The sequence below is a fragment of the Alteromonas profundi genome (assembly GCF_010500865.1).
In the GTDB taxonomy this organism is placed as follows: domain Bacteria; phylum Pseudomonadota; class Gammaproteobacteria; order Enterobacterales; family Alteromonadaceae; genus Alteromonas; species Alteromonas profundi.
This window is the reverse complement of sequence record NZ_JAAAWN010000024.1, coordinates 13,895-28,345: the sequence shown is the minus strand read 5'-3', so window position 1 is coordinate 28,345 and position 14,451 is coordinate 13,895. Positions and strand designations below refer to the sequence as shown.

The following is a 14,451-nucleotide window of genomic DNA, read 5'->3' as shown; positions in this document are numbered from 1 at the left end:
CAGAGGTACGTCATGAGTGAAAACGCGCTATCTATTGGCATTTTTTATGGTTCCACCACCTGCTATACCGAAATGGCGGCAGAGAAAATTCAGGCCCAGTTGAATAGCCTGTTCGACGCCAATATTGCAGATATGCACAATATTAAAGACGTGAACCTAACCAAAACCCGCGACTATGACATTGTTCTGTTTGGTATTTCTACGTGGGACTTCGGTGAGCTACAAGAAGACTGGGAATCGCACTGGGAAGATGTGTATCAACTAGATTTAAATAACAAAACCATTGCGCTATTTGGGCTAGGCGACCAACTTGGGTATGGTGAGTGGTTTCAAGATGCCTTGGGTATGTTGCACGATGCTATCGCCCCTGGGGGTTGCCATATTATTGGCTACTGGCCTAACGAAGGCTACGACTTCACTGCATCAAAAGCACTCACTGAAGATAAGTCGCATTTTGTAGGGTTATCGCTAGATGATGAAAATCAATACGATGTGTCAGAACAGCGTATAGCCCAGTGGTGCGAACAACTTGTAATCGAGCTTGCGGAGTAATTTTGACGCCAGGCAGGCTATATCAGCCTTTTTATCGAAATGGGCCAAGTCATCGAGACGGTGCCGATGTCACGTTCCGCGATATTGTAAAGATATTCGGCTTTAAAAGTGCAAAGGTAGGTGCGTGGGTAAGTAAAGAAGAGCAGCAAATTGCAGCAAACCTGTTCTTTGATGCGCTTTGCGATTTAATGACAATATTACAGGTAAACGAGCAGGTAATCTCGCTTCGCGGAACCCTGTCTATTGCTTTTGGTAGTGGCGGCAATAAGCATAGCTCGGCGCTATATAACCCAGCCACTAAAACCCTCGCTTTAGCCAAAAACGCGGGGGCTGGTGCGCTAGCTCATGAGTATTTTCATGCGTTCGACAATTTTATAACCCAACGCTTTTTAAAAAAGGTGAGCGCCAAAGATTTCGCCTCTGCTTTATGGCTACAAAGGAATCAAGTGATTGAGCACCCGTTAAATAATTTACTAGAGCGCTGTTATCAACATGTCTTTCTCAAACAAGACAGTGACCAACCAAGCGAGGTTTTTGTCAAAAGTGTAAAAGCAGATAAGGCACTTGGTACCTTTTATTACGCTATGCCTGAAGAAATCTCTGCCCGCGCGTTTGAAGCCTTTGTGCAAGATAATTCACTAAAAAACGATTTTTTGGTAAAAGGCACTAAGCAGTCCCCTGAAGCTAAACTCGGCATCTACCCTCTAGGTGCTGAAAGAGCCCTCATCGGGCATCACTTCAAAACCTATTTCGCTATGCTTGGTAAAACCCTTGAACGAAGGTAACCTTACCACGCTGAAAGTATTGCCAAAAAAGCTAAGCAAGACGATCAGCAAGAGTAAATGTGTCACTAGCGCGTAATACCTACGATCCGATTTGATGCTTTTTTAACGTGATAAAGCACTCGTTAAATATTGAATTCAACTATGATCATTATGGATATTGCGAAACAAGTAATTGTTTTGTATTTATAAAATCAGATCCAGCTCCACTCAACGATCATTTTTTGCGATCGGTAGAGGCTGATCACAGGTTAAAAATGTATTACTATGTTAAATCTCAGGAGATGGCTGCTCGAACTTTTGAGGCTTGTATCGAAGATCGCCGCGTTAATACTGTGTTCTTCGGGGCAAAAAAAGAAAAAAACAACAGAAGCTAGACTTGGCGTTTCTCCTCATGGTAATTTGCGCATAGCGCTGCAAGAAGCGTGAATGTTGTATTTTTACTAATTAGGCGTCGCCATTTCACATAAACAAACCTAGTTTGTTGTTTTTTTACTGTGAAAGTAGAGCAATTTTTCAGCAACAAGTGTTAATGAGTACACTGTTTTTGTACAAAACCCTGTTTATTTTTGTAACAAGCAGTATACTAAAGCGCTCGAACGTAATAGAAGAAAGAAGACGAGATGAAAAGAAAAAAGCATACCTCGGCTGAAGACGAGGCTCAGATTGATATGACCCCCATGTTGGACATAGTGTTCATCATGTTGATTTTCTTCATCGTAACGACCTCGTTCGTAAAAGAAAAAGGTTTGGACGCAAACCGTCCTGAAGACAATCAAGCTAAAAACGACAAGCCATCAAAAGCGCTTTCTATCCGTATTAAGGCAGATGGCACCATTATGATGGGTGGTCGTGAAGTGGATATTCGTCGTGTTGTTGCAAATACGCAAACTTATCTTGCAGAAAACAACACTGATACAGCAGCTATCCAAGCTGAAGAAGATACCGAGCACGGTACTGTGGTTGAAGTAATGAACCAAGTAAAAGTGGCGGGTATTGAGAAAGTATCTGTACTGGTTAAAAAGACCTAGACGCTCTTTTTAACTATAAAAAAGCCGCCCTTGGGCGGCTTTTTTCGTATTGGCTCTTATACCAAAGTATCTCTTGTCGTGTCGCATGAAATCTGGTCAGATCGTACCATCAGGTTTATCTGGATAGCCATGTTGAAACGGTTCCAGACCCTGATGAGACTGGAGCCAATTCTATGAAAACATTGTGTAGTACACTTGCCATTATGGCGGCCGCCCTGACGCTGTCACCTGCTGGCAAGGCAGGACAAATTCCCCTTAGCGATGCATTCGATTACAACGCCTTTATTTTTGGTGACTACACCGGCTACAAATCAGATGTAGAAGGAACGCTAGCCGTGGGAGGAAATCTGAACGTTTCAGACTTCGATGTTGGATTACTTCTTTCCCCTGACCTATCCACAAGCAGCCTATATGTAGGCGGTAACATTAACTACGTAAATGGAACTATACGCAACGGCCAAACCACGGTAAACGGTAACCTAAGTGCTACAGGTGTTACCTTTGAAGGCGGCATTAACGCGAATGGCAACGTTAGTCTTATTGAATCTCAAGTGGCGGCAGGTAATATCAATTCCCAGGGTTCATTGGTTCTTGAAAACTCTGAAGTGCTGCAAGGCGATATTAATGCAGCTAATTTAGTGCAGCGCGATAGCAGTGTTAATAGCGGTAACGTAAGCGTGGAAAATAGCGCGGTGTTCGTCAATTCACAAGTGACCAGTGGGTCATTGTCAGCAGCGACGGTATCTTTAGACGCCAACTCTACGGTAAATAATGTTGTAATAACAACCGCCAACTCACCGCTTAACGAACCCACTATCGACTTTACTCGCATTGCCAATGAGGTCACCGAGCAATCTCTCGCCTTTGGTAGTATGGCTGTTAACGGCGTGACTGAGGTTTATTGTGCGGGTAAAACTACCTGCGATGCGAGTGATATTGATGGGATTGTGTTCTCCGGTGATGCTGATATCAATATTTTTGCTATCGATGCGGCGTCACTATCTTCTGCTAACAAAAGTATCACCTATGATTTTTCCTCCACCAGCTACAACATCATCAACGTGTTTGGCGACAGCGTCGAGTTGTTTAATACCGGTTTTTACAATACTGCGTTCGAGGGACAATACGTAGATAACAACCCAGCGATAGACTACCGTCACGATGGTACGTATACCAATAATGTACTGTTTAACTTTCTAGACGCCAGCAATGTGAGCTTACATTCAGTAGGCGTAAAAGGCAGTGTATTAGCGCCCTTCGCCGATGTCAGTTTTTATAACGGTCAAATAGATGGCAATTTGATTGCTGCCTCGTTAAGTACGCCGCAAATGTTGCTCACTAACAACGCTGGCGATACCTATACGGCGCCTACAGGGCAAGTGAATAATTATCGATTTGGTTTGGTGGAAGTACCTGCGCCCGCTACTTCATGGCTGGTATTATTGGCTGCGTTTTTTGTATTAAGGCCAAATGGGTTAAAGCGCGAAGCCCGATAAGCGCGGCGATGAGCGTAATAATTCATCGCTGGTAACCCCATTGCCCTTACCCGGGCGCCAGCGAAGCTGGAAGCCCGCTTCAAATGCCTGATATTCCACAGCGAAGCTTTTGCCTACATAACCCGCTACAATCCAGTTATCAGATAGTCGATATTGCCCCTCAATCATCATATTACCACTTAGCCCTGAGCTTTTATTTTGCCCAAGGCGCGCTGTTTGGCTAGAATCAGGATCTAATGGAAAACGCGTATTATCATCTTCTTTTAGCTTAGAGAAACCTAACGTAGTGCTTAGCTTAACTTGCCATTGATGCGCTTCACGGGTTAATAGCTCTGAATAAGCGCCAATTGTGACCAAGTAATCGGGGCTGAAATAACCGCCATGGCCGTAGGTGAAGCCGCTAAGGTTTTTGTTATACCCAAGATAACTTACGTAAGGGCCTATCCGCCAATAATCTAATTGTTGAGAAACTGAAGGCGCTATATTAACGCTAATATCTGTACGCAAAAACAGGCCTTGGTTGTCATCAACCCCCTCTCCTTTTAGCTCTTCCCATTTTATCGTTCCAGCCAACGACACCTGTGGTTTTAGGCTGTAAGCCACCAAGGCAGAAGCACCTTCACTTAGCACATAGCCCCATGTTTGTTCATGCGCAGCATCAAACGTTCCCGCATAACTTAGCAAGCTATCTTGCTTGGGTTGTCGAAAAACGGTTGTAGCAAGGGTAGTATTAGATAGATACCATGTACCTGAAAACTGGCCGGTGACACTGGCCGACTCAGGTTGATCAAGAAGCGAATAAGCAAGGTTACCGTAAAAATTGAAGCCATTTGTTTGCCATTCAACTTCACCTCTTATCCCTGTATCTTCCAAACCAGTTATGCCTGCAAACGTCGTAGTAAGTTGCTCGCTAGCAAACCAACTATTGCTTGCAGGCGCACCACTATATAGCTGTTGATAATCTAGCGCGAGTTGCCAGCGCCATTGCTTAAGGGTGCTTCCAACGCCAATATAACTGCCTAGTATATCGAAATTTCCTAAGCCTACTTCGCCACTACGTTGCTTTGTAGTTACGCCCGCAACCATGTTAAAGGCCGCCTTTGACTGCACTGATGTCGAACGCGGGTCGCCGGAAAAGTAGCTGTACATAAACTGTTTTCGTGGCCAAGCTTTAGCGCCGTGCATCTTACTAACTAATGCGCGAACTTGGCTATTCGTTCGTATTAAGGGTGCTAGCGAGCGCTGATTACGCTGATATAAACGGATAAGTTGTCCGGCAACGTCTTCATTGTTCGGGGTTGCTCTCAGTACCTTGGAAAATACATCAATCGCAAGCGCATCTTGACCAGCGTCACTTGCAGCCCACCCTAGTAGCGCCAGCTCCCCTTCTTTTAAAGGTCTAATTTGCTTAAGCGCCAATGCCGTTTGAATACTGTTTTCAAGCTTCCCTTGCTGAAACAGGCTTGCTTGCTGTGAAGCGTAATAATCTGCACAGCGTTTTAGAAAAACCTCTGTATTGCTTAGCCCGCAGGCAAACACTCCAGCAGCGTGTTCATCGCCTTGACGCTGTAAACTTAACCATAGCCCCTCTTTATTCCCCGCCAAAGCAAACCATTGCTGGGCGTGTGTAAAATTGTCGCTTTCATAATCTTTCCAGCCTTGGCCTTCGACTAAGGTGCGTACTTGTGCGCTATTATCTTCCTCTAACCATTGGCGGATCGTCGGAATATCATTACGGGCTATAGCTTGATCAACACGAACTTGCTTAAGTGCAGTTAAACCCGCTTGCGCCGCCTGTTGCTCGTTTCGGTTGCTAGCGGTGTACTCGGCGTGTTTAAAATGGTTCTCAGCACGGCTAAGCTGCTTTCGCTCTAGGGCACTCCACCCCATTAATAGGTGATAATCGCTGCGGGCCAAAGTATCTGCCAATTGGGATAGGCGGGAAAATGCACTATCGCTAATGCCTGCCCTTTTACTGTTAGACCACGACGAGAAACGCACTAATGGTGCATCTTTCGCTGGTTTTACTACCGGGTTAGCGCGCGCTGTAGAAGGGATATTAAGCTTCTCTAACGCCTCTTTAAGTTCAACCGACATGGCCCAATAGGGATAGTTGCGCCGTAAACGTGCGGCTTCTTGGTTGGCTAACGCCGTTTGCTGCTGGTTAATGTGATACCACAAACCAGTAACATCGGGGTCGGCTTGCTCGATGGGGTTAGGGTGTTCATCAGAAGACTTATACGTGGTAGTGACTTGCGCAAATGCAGGGGTGTTTATTAGCGTATTGGCAGCAAAAAAACCGCTTGCTAGCAAGCAACTAAATAGATAATTATGGGGCCTATAGCTCATATCGTCGTATCCATAACAGCTACTCGCGACAGCATAATTAAGCTCGCCGAATAATAATCCGTGTGGCGGTTTATCTGATTAAACGAAACCGCTTGTTGATTAATCAGGTATGCAACAGTATCAGCAACAGTTTTCATCCCCGCACTCATTTCATAGTCAGCCGCTTCGCCTGTAACCACATTAACCGTGGCAGGTACACTGCCCTGTTTCCACCAACTAAGAAACGCGGAATAAACGTTAGGTGCATTTACCCCTGCCCACGCCAAGTGAAGCGGAATACGACATGCGTTAAAACCGTAATCTTGCGAAAGCGTGTGTTCGAAAGTAAAGGTTTCCCCCTTAATACCTAGCCAATCTGGCGGCAGCTGGTGGGCGCCAAAACGGGCACGATTAATTAACGACACACCGCTGTCGAACAATTGCTGCCAACGCTTCGGTTGATTGGACGCTTTAGCTAGGGCATTGATAGCAGGGAAAACCCAGTAAGACAGATTTATCTGCACTGTATCTTGGGCTTGTTTCTCTTCACCTTGGTGTATAAAACCAAACTCGCCGGGCAGTAGTAGATGGTAGTCTCCGCTTTGATAAAAAAGCGACGTCTCAACAGCTTTGATAATATTTGTGGCCTCGTCTTGGTATCGAGGCTCATCCCATTTTGCTGCGGCACGCAACAACGCCCATGCAATCAGTAAATCACCGTCAGAGGCATTATTGTCATCATCAATACAGTTCTTATCCGCGCTTTCGCAGGGAACATAGCGCCAAGAAAACAGCTTATCTTTGCGCTGCAATGTGGCCTGAGTCCATTGCCAAATACTATCAAAGGTTTGTTGGTCTCCCGCTACCACAGAAAAGAGCATGCCATAGCCTTGGCTCTCGCTGTGAGATACGTTTTGGTTACCTGTATCCACAACCCGTCCAGCGTCGATAAACAACGCTTTATACCCTTGGTAGGCATTGTTAAACGCGGTGTTCTCATGCCTGGTGCATGAAGACAAAACGCATACCAGCACCGTTAGCAGCCATAACCTTGGCCATTTCATCTCACGTTTTTGCGTCACCACAATTACCATGAATCTTCTATTTGTTGGTTTCTTCGCTTCAGCAAAAGATAAATCAATAAACTTACAAGCAATACAAGCAACAAGAATGATACTAACCAATACCAGGGATTATTTGATAACCAAAGGCGTAAAGTTAGCCAGTAGCTATTGGCTTCCCCAAGCTCGAACTTTTCATTAACTTGCATGACGAGCTGGGGTTTCAACCCATCGTTCCAAACAAAAAAGTCGCCCGCTAATTGCCCCCACATCGATAAGCTTATCAGGTCATTCACTCGCGCAAATAAGTATTCTGGCGTTTGCGCGGCAATAATGAACATGGTGTCAGATGCATGGCTATTCGGATGGCGCTGGGCCAGTAAAATGGCTTGCTCACCTAAGTCACTTTGCTGCACTGTGGCACCGGTTACCCGCATTTGGCGGTATGACTCATCGCCGGTTAATTCTCTTACTTGATTGTGCAATTCATTCTGTAATCGGTAAGGCCAACGTTTTACGTTGCCCACAGCCGCGGCAAAACTATCCTGCTCAATATCATCAAGGGTTGCGGGTGAGCCCAAAACAATAAGAGCCCCCTCATTTTTACTCGATAGCGCGTCAATAATTGCTAAGTTTAATAAGGGTGATTGCGCTACTTGAGCTAACTTACCCGATAACGTGAGCGCGCTGTCTAAATATTCGTTAGAAGGAATAAAAATACTTCCTTTTGGTGCGCTTGCGTACCGTGCAAAGGGGTACCCTGTTTCACTAAATAGGCCTAAATCAGGTTGCACTGCTACATGCCCCGCCTTGGGTAGGGTAATGCTAGAAGAGTTATTTACTTGAAATACTAAATGAGACCCAAACACATCATCGCAAGGTACGCCTGCTAAAGGGGCTCGCATGGTGGCACTAATGTCCACATTGTTGATGCCACCTTTGAAAAAACGCGCCGGGATCCGCAATTGATAATCTCTAAAGGCTTCGCCGTTTTGATCGCCAAAATAAAGCCCATGAACTAATTCATCGTTAACGCTAATGTTCATAATAGAGCCTGGCCCAGTGCCGGCGCCATAACTGAAATCAAGCAGCAGGGCTACACTGGCATTTTCGGGTACGTAAAAATCAGCTGGCAATCGAAAGGTTATGCGCTTAGAAAAATCGCCCTCATCGGTAAAGCGTTCACTGGCCACCCCAAGGGCTTCGAAACTATATTGTTCACCTGGCGTAAGTACGCGCATACGCTGAAGACGTTCAGCCTGTACCTGCGTTTGCGATAGCACACGGATACTTGAAACTGGACTTAGTACATCGTCCATCACGGCAAGGGCTTTCGCGGCCTGATATACTTCATCGTGTGTATTGCCACTTACAATAAGGCGGTATGCGGGAGCCACCAGAGTTTTATTATTTGCCATAAATCGCGACGAACGCTCTACCTTTACATAAGCACCATCTATTTCGTTAATAACATCATCGGATAAAATAAGTGCTAGCTCTTCTACTGTGCCTACCACCACATGAACCTCATCGGTATCCGCCCCCTTTAGATACCAAGCAGAGTGCTCATAATTATCCACCTGGGTCTCATTCCAAAACGTTTCTTTTGCCGATTGTATCTCAGGCAATACGTTACCATCGGGCAGCACGTTGTGACGAATAGAGAGTGGCTGATATTGGTTGCGAAGCGCTAAACCCTGCGCAACAAGAGGTAAGGTTTTTTCCTGCAACTGACGCTGCGTATCTGCCGCTGTGAACACATTTACATTGCGTTGCCCGCCAATACCCGGGTTAAAAAAGCCGGCTAAATGTGCCAGAGTCACTTCGTCTACACCAAGCTTAGTGTCAACGCTTAGGCTTGAATTATAAACGTTTACCTCGCTCCATAACTCAGGCGCGTTGCCATCTACGCACTGCTCTGCATAATGTTGGCTCACTGCGAGGGTTAGCCGATTAAAACCTGCACGCCATAGGGCTGCAGGGATAACAATGCGCGAGGTTAGGCTAGGCCGGGTAGGATCAAACGCTATTTGACCAATTGTGGCATTGTTAAAACGAACGAAGAGCTGCGAACGCCGCTTAATCAGCGCTTGAGAGCTGGTAACCTCAAGGGTAACCGATGAAGAGGTTACCGAATGTATGGAAGTGAGCGGAATTGCAATATCGAAACTATTGGACTTCCCTTGCATACGTACTACGCCGTCGCCGCCATAGAAGTTGGTGAGACGATAAGTATGGGATTCAGCGCTAATGCCAAAAGAAAAAAAAGACAGACATAACAGAAACAGGGTTTTATACATTACTTTTCCTTAGCGACTTGCCAATAGGTCTTCAATTTTTGAAAACCGTGCTGCAAGCTCACCGATAGATGAATGAAGGTAGGTTTTATACCTACTTTCAATACGTGCTTTACGCCATACCAATAAGAAATGGGGCGCGTCCGGCGGCGTTGAAATGACTGCCAACGACGACTATCACATAGGCTATAGGCAACAACATCAGCGTGCTCCTGCTCTGTGACCGGCGTAAACTTAACCCGCAACTCTTTACTTTCAGTATCAAAATTAAGTATTTGCACGTTCAGGTTCACAGTAGATTTTATCGCTTCACACCAAGAAGTTAATACGACATTAGACGGAATTTCTATGCCGTCGCCCTTCAAACGCAGCCGCGCGCCTCCCACCGACAAATCGATAAGTTGCCCCACCCAAGCGTGCCCCTCTTTTGTTTCAATCACTACGTTATCGGTGGCTGGTAAACGCGATTGGTTGCGTAGCTGTTTGCGCTCCAATAACACCCCCATAACGCTAAGTAGCAAGAGTAAGTTAAAGGTATTCCACAACATGACAACAATGGTTAATTCGCGGGTGAGGGGTTGGTTGATGTACTTGTACACACCCGCTAAGGTGGCAAAGGTGAGCACCGCAATTAACCAATAAAACACCTTCGATAAAGGAGAAACAAAGGCTTTATCTAAGCTTTCGCCTTTTGGCGTAACCACAAACGAAGGCGCTCTCGGCTTGAGGAATACTTTTATCAAGGCATTTAACGTAAAGGCACATTGCAATATTTCATATAGCTCTGAAACCAAAGGCCATCGCGTTCGCCCAAATAGCATGGTTGAGAGCATATAGGTAGCAATAACGTGGGGAAGCGTGAATGCTAAAATTTCAAGAAGGGAGGCGTGGTATACCTGCAAACCAAAAACCAGGTATGCCAACGGCATAAGAAGAAACACAATGCGGGCAAAGGGAAATAGCCAAAACATGATAGAACTCATGTATCCCACCCGCTGATACCACTTTAGCCCTTCAGCTTTATAGGGTTTCTTAAGCAGTAATATTTGGGTCATACCTTGCGCCCAACGCATACGCTGTTGAATAAAAGCATCGAAGGTTTCAGGGGCTAAGCCACTCACCATTGGGCGATCTACATATACAGATTCATAGCCCATCTTATGCAAATCTAACGCGGTCTCAGCATCTTCAGTAATAGACTCGCCCGAGATTCCGCCAACTAACGCTAAATGTTCACGGCGCATTAACGCCGCTGACCCGCAAAAAAAGGAACTAGACCAATAGTCGAGCCCTTTTTGAATGGTGCCATAAAACATATCGTTTTCTGACGGCATACGGGTAAAGGCAGAAAAGTAGTTTCGTTCTACGGGGTCTGGATTTGCCATAAAGTGAGGGGTTTGAACAAGAAAGACCTTCTTTCTTTTAATCATCCAAGGCACGGTACGCGCAAGAAAATCACTGGTAGGCACGTGATCTGCGTCAAGGATAACGATAAGCTCACCATGGGTGTTTTCAATCGCGCTATTCACATTACCGGCTTTCGCATTTAGGTTCTTTTCACGGGTATGGTAGGTGGCACCGAGACGTTGACATAAACGCTGCAAACTTTCCCTACGCGCAATGGCTCTAGCCGCCCCAGCTTTATCTGCTTGATTAATTTTTTGATCCGTTCCACCGTCATCTAATAAATGGATGGAGACCTTATCTTTAGGGTAGTCGAGTAGTTTTGCGGCGCGGATAGTGATTTCAAGAATATCCTGCGATTCATTGTAGCTGGGTATCATGACATCTACAGTAGGAACACGGTCTACCTCCATTTCACTAAGTAGCAAAGGGGGCCGAGTTAACGGAAAGGCGTTCACAATACACCCGAGTACAGAAGTAATACCCGCATAAATTTCTGCCGCAAAGAGCAACCAAACGGCCACCAGCGAGAGAAAATCTGTAGCGGTTAGTGTATATATACCGCGCCATAATAAATAGCGAAACGTTAAAGCCACGCCCAATACAAGGGCAAAGGTTTTAAACAAAGATTGATAGCGCTGTGTGTGTGTAGCTTCTCGACTACATAGAGAAATTATAACCAGCACTACAGTAGAGGTTACCAATTGGCCCGCTGCGTCCATCGGCGCTAACAGCAAAAGGCCAAGAAGTGCTGCAGCAATAAGAAGAATAGCCAAATATTGACTAGTATAGTGTTTATCTGCGCGAGAACTGTCCAAGGTGGCTGTCCGTAACGTGGACATGGGTCACGTAGGCATAGTTCGCGCGGTTGATTAATGTCACCTTATCCCCTTCAATATCAAGTTCATGATTGCTTAGATAGAACATTTTAGAGATTGAATCTCGTCTTTTGCGACTATCATTGCCAACCAATAACCAAGCGGGGTAAGTAATAACACCAAAAGCCATTGTTACGAACAGAGCGAAAAATACCGAAGGCGGTAACGTGGGCGCCATGTATAATGAAAAAAGTAGCGTTCCCGTACTAGCAACGGTAAACACCCCGGTAAGTTTACTTAAGCGATTCATTTTCAACAGTGCTCGTTCGGCACGAACAAACATGCGCAGACGTTTTTGCCACAACTGCTCGGTTTGTACACGAGTATGCGTATCTACCAAAGAAGGATTGCGAAATTCGCACGCGTCATGTGCAGGTTCAACAACGGTGTTGAATTGATTTAACTCTACTACGTTCGGCATATAGGTCCTCCCCAACAGTACAGCGTAAGCTTACTTTTGCTTACCCTGAGGAAAAATCGCTAAACTCATACTTACTGATGACAAAGTATACGCGGGATCTTTGAGGGGAAAATTAAACTTTCGCCTAACACTCTCTATAAGCACTTGATTCAAAAGTGATTATTGAAATCAAATGTAGACTAAAGTTGAACCAATCTAGGCCTTTTGAGTGTGCTTTTCAGCATGAATTTTAGACAATATGCTGATTAAATTACTGATGTTAAATACGGTGCCAAAAATACTGCCTACTGATACTGCGTAAATAAGCCCGAGTAGCTCTGCCAATAAAAAGTAGCGGCGTATTTTGCCCGCACTACGCAATACAATTGAACCCACGGTAAAAATAAGAGAGGAAGCATAAGCAATAAAAATAATTGCCCCATGGTTTAATACAAACCATTCATAAATAAGAAACCCTATGTTAGCTGCCACAAACAAAAACAAGATAAATCGATTTCGATTTTTCAATGCAATAAAGTTACGCAGGCTTGCTAATGACGTACCTACTCCTGCCGCCATAGCATCTAACATAAAAAAGTGCGCGCTAAGTGCGGCTAACCCAAAGGCGGAGATAAGCAGATACCTATCGACATTATTCTGTCGGTAACCAATAAAATTAAGTATTACCGCCAACGCACCAAACGCTTCAGCCACTATCATAGTTACACAAACCTTGTGATTAAAAATTCAAATAAAATGCCCGGCACAACCGTTGGTATTGCGCCGAATAGCGTCCGTCTTCTGCTCTTATGATAAGGGTTTCTTCTGTTTCGATTGCCGACGTAGATGCAAAGCAATAAGCATTCACATAAGGCGCTACCGTGGCCTCGTGTTTAACCCGCAAAATCCGCTGAACATGTAGTCCATACGCTAATGCGATACGCCTGGTTTCATTTTCCTGCACAGCAGGATATAAACAGTAGCAGCGCCCCGTAGATGATAAGTTTTTGGCCACGGCGTTAAATAAAGCCTCTGGAGAAAGTGACAAAAATTGACGGGCCTGTTTACGCGTGTGTGATTGCGCATCATAGGCAGCGCTGCGCTTATTTTGCTCTGCAAAATAAGGTGGGTTAGTAATGATAACGTCATAGCCGTTACTAATATGTTTACTGATGTCACAGTGAAACACGGTTACTTTATGGGGCCACGGGGAAGCATGTACGTTTTCCTTCGCTTGCTCTACCGCTCCCGTGTCGATATCAATAGCGTTTATGTGCGCTGAGGTATCTGTTTTTTGAGCCATCATTAGGGCTAAAACCCCCGTCCCCGTGCCGATATCTAACACGCGCGCCCCGTCAGTTACATCTGCCCAGCTTCCTAATATTAAGCTATCGGTGTTAACCTTCATGGCACAATTGCCTTGTTTCACCGTAAACTGCTTACACTTAAACATTGTTAATATCTTCTAATTATTGCATTGCACACTATGGGTCTTCACATCTGGCTAGGCAAAAGGAACGCGCAGCGCCACGCCTTCGTACTTATTACCAACGTTGCAACGCCAGCATATTCCTCGCTACGTCTGTAGCGTGGACAGGACGGTATTTTTTAAGCGGGCCTTTCATAAGCGCTTGCCACACAGGTGCCGTTTTTTTCGCTATATCTTCTAATGTTCGCGCATCGTCGCGCTTGCCAAGCAGCAAAGAAGGCCTTACTGCTGAGGCATAAGGTAACTGCGACATGCGCATAATGGCATTTTCCAACTCGCCTTTTACCCGTAAATAGAAACTGCGGCTATTGGCATTTGCCCCTACCGAAGATATCCATACGAAGCTATCCGCCCGTTGCGCGCGGGTAAGTTGCGCAGCTATATGAACGTATTCAAAATCTACCCGTCTAAAAGCGGCTTTAGAACCCGCTCGTTTTAACGTAGTTCCTAAACAGCAATACACATGGTTAACGCTAAAATACCCTTGATAATCCTGCAACGCGTTAAAGTCGATAACCACAGGTTTTAGCTTGTTGTGCGGGTCGTTATATTGGTGGCGGGCTAAAGGTTTTCGCACTAAACACGTAATTTCTTGATAGCGCGGGTCTTGTAATAATAAGTTTACTAACGCTCGCCCAACCAGACCTGTCGCTCCCAGCACCATTGCTGATTTCATACTTCGCACCTTGTATCATCTAATAGATTCTCTACAATCAACCCTTCGACAGTTAAA

13 protein-coding genes are annotated in these 14,451 nt (G+C 45.3%); 5 read left to right on the top strand and 8 right to left on the bottom strand.

What is annotated here, in order from left to right:
- Positions 1 to 12 precede the first annotated feature (12 nt).
- The 5 genes from fldB (at position 13) to GTH32_RS15310 (ending at position 3,861) form a co-directional block, all read left to right on the top strand.
- On the top strand, positions 13 to 552 hold the full coding sequence (fldB, locus tag GTH32_RS15325) for a flavodoxin FldB (RefSeq protein ID WP_163087351.1): 540 nt from the start codon (positions 13 to 15) through the stop codon (positions 550 to 552).
- Positions 552 to 1,337 (top strand): CLCA_X family protein, encoded by a 786-nt coding sequence (locus GTH32_RS15320; protein WP_343033449.1) that lies wholly within the window; start codon positions 552 to 554, stop codon positions 1,335 to 1,337. Before fldB ends, GTH32_RS15320 begins: the two co-directional genes overlap by 1 nt.
- A gap of 254 nt (positions 1,338 to 1,591) precedes the next feature.
- Complete coding sequence (locus GTH32_RS19800; protein WP_425482377.1) at positions 1,592 to 1,711, top strand: LPD1 domain-containing protein; 120 nt, start codon at positions 1,592 to 1,594, stop codon at positions 1,709 to 1,711.
- 246 nt (positions 1,712 to 1,957) lie between these two features.
- Positions 1,958 to 2,365, top strand: a complete 408-nt coding sequence (locus tag GTH32_RS15315) for an ExbD/TolR family protein (protein WP_163087347.1) — start codon at positions 1,958 to 1,960, stop codon at positions 2,363 to 2,365.
- Positions 2,366 to 2,538: 173 nt separating this feature from the next.
- Positions 2,539 to 3,861: a choice-of-anchor A family protein gene (locus tag GTH32_RS15310; RefSeq protein ID WP_163087345.1), complete on the top strand. Its 1,323-nt coding sequence runs from the start codon at positions 2,539 to 2,541 to the stop codon at positions 3,859 to 3,861.
- On the opposite strand, the gene GTH32_RS15305 is transcribed toward GTH32_RS15310, so the two are convergent.
- The 8 genes from GTH32_RS15305 to GTH32_RS15270 form a co-directional block, all read right to left on the bottom strand.
- On the bottom strand, positions 3,841 to 6,210 hold the full coding sequence (locus GTH32_RS15305) for a cellulose synthase subunit BcsC-related outer membrane protein (protein ID WP_163087343.1): 2,370 nt from the start codon (positions 6,208 to 6,210) through the stop codon (positions 3,841 to 3,843). The two genes, GTH32_RS15310 and GTH32_RS15305, sit on opposite strands and share 21 nt — an antisense overlap.
- Positions 6,207 to 7,283, bottom strand: a complete 1,077-nt coding sequence (locus GTH32_RS15300; protein WP_246223285.1) for a family 8 glycosyl hydrolase — start codon at positions 7,281 to 7,283, stop codon at positions 6,207 to 6,209. The genes GTH32_RS15305 and GTH32_RS15300 overlap by 4 nt, the downstream gene beginning before the upstream one ends.
- On the bottom strand, positions 7,277 to 9,550 hold the full coding sequence (locus GTH32_RS15295) for a cellulose biosynthesis cyclic di-GMP-binding regulatory protein BcsB (RefSeq protein WP_163087341.1): 2,274 nt from the start codon (positions 9,548 to 9,550) through the stop codon (positions 7,277 to 7,279). The genes GTH32_RS15300 and GTH32_RS15295 overlap by 7 nt, the downstream gene beginning before the upstream one ends.
- Positions 9,550 to 11,769 (bottom strand): UDP-forming cellulose synthase catalytic subunit, encoded by a 2,220-nt coding sequence (bcsA, locus tag GTH32_RS15290; protein WP_163087339.1) that lies wholly within the window; start codon positions 11,767 to 11,769, stop codon positions 9,550 to 9,552. Before bcsA ends, GTH32_RS15295 begins: the two co-directional genes overlap by 1 nt.
- Entirely contained in the window at positions 11,747 to 12,250 is a 504-nt protein-coding gene (locus GTH32_RS15285) for a hypothetical protein (RefSeq protein ID WP_163087337.1), read from the bottom strand. The genes bcsA and GTH32_RS15285 overlap by 23 nt, the downstream gene beginning before the upstream one ends.
- Before the next feature lie 195 nt (positions 12,251 to 12,445).
- A complete protein-coding gene (locus GTH32_RS15280) occupies positions 12,446 to 12,949 on the bottom strand; it encodes a YgjV family protein (protein ID WP_163087335.1) in 504 nt (167 codons plus the stop codon).
- 19 nt (positions 12,950 to 12,968) lie between these two features.
- A complete protein-coding gene (locus GTH32_RS15275; RefSeq protein WP_163087333.1) occupies positions 12,969 to 13,682 on the bottom strand; it encodes a tRNA1(Val) (adenine(37)-N6)-methyltransferase in 714 nt (237 codons plus the stop codon).
- 91 nt (positions 13,683 to 13,773) lie between these two features.
- Complete coding sequence (locus GTH32_RS15270) at positions 13,774 to 14,394, bottom strand: NAD(P)H-binding protein (RefSeq protein WP_163087331.1); 621 nt, start codon at positions 14,392 to 14,394, stop codon at positions 13,774 to 13,776.
- Positions 14,395 to 14,451: the final 57 nt, after the last annotated feature.

Bases quoted from the DNA above. Each gene is read 5' to 3' on its own strand.
- GTH32_RS15270 (WP_163087331.1), bottom strand. From the start codon at position 14,394: ATGAAATCAGCAATGGTGCTGGGAGCGACAGGTCTGGTTGGGCGAGCG.
- GTH32_RS15285 (WP_163087337.1), bottom strand. From the start codon at position 12,250: ATGCCGAACGTAGTAGAGTTAAATCAATTCAACACCGTTGTTGAACCT.
- GTH32_RS15305 (WP_163087343.1), bottom strand. From the start codon at position 6,210: ATGAGCTATAGGCCCCATAATTATCTATTTAGTTGCTTGCTAGCAAGC.
- GTH32_RS15295 (WP_163087341.1), bottom strand. From the start codon at position 9,550: ATGTATAAAACCCTGTTTCTGTTATGTCTGTCTTTTTTTTCTTTTGGC.
- GTH32_RS15275 (WP_163087333.1), bottom strand. From the start codon at position 13,682: ATGTTTAAGTGTAAGCAGTTTACGGTGAAACAAGGCAATTGTGCCATG.
- GTH32_RS15300 (WP_246223285.1), bottom strand. From the start codon at position 7,283: ATGGTAATTGTGGTGACGCAAAAACGTGAGATGAAATGGCCAAGGTTA.
- GTH32_RS19800 (WP_425482377.1), top strand. From the start codon at position 1,592: ATGTATTACTATGTTAAATCTCAGGAGATGGCTGCTCGAACTTTTGAG.
- fldB (WP_163087351.1), top strand. From the start codon at position 13: ATGAGTGAAAACGCGCTATCTATTGGCATTTTTTATGGTTCCACCACC.
- GTH32_RS15310 (WP_163087345.1), top strand. From the start codon at position 2,539: ATGAAAACATTGTGTAGTACACTTGCCATTATGGCGGCCGCCCTGACG.
- GTH32_RS15280 (WP_163087335.1), bottom strand. From the start codon at position 12,949: ATGATAGTGGCTGAAGCGTTTGGTGCGTTGGCGGTAATACTTAATTTT.
- GTH32_RS15315 (WP_163087347.1), top strand. From the start codon at position 1,958: ATGAAAAGAAAAAAGCATACCTCGGCTGAAGACGAGGCTCAGATTGAT.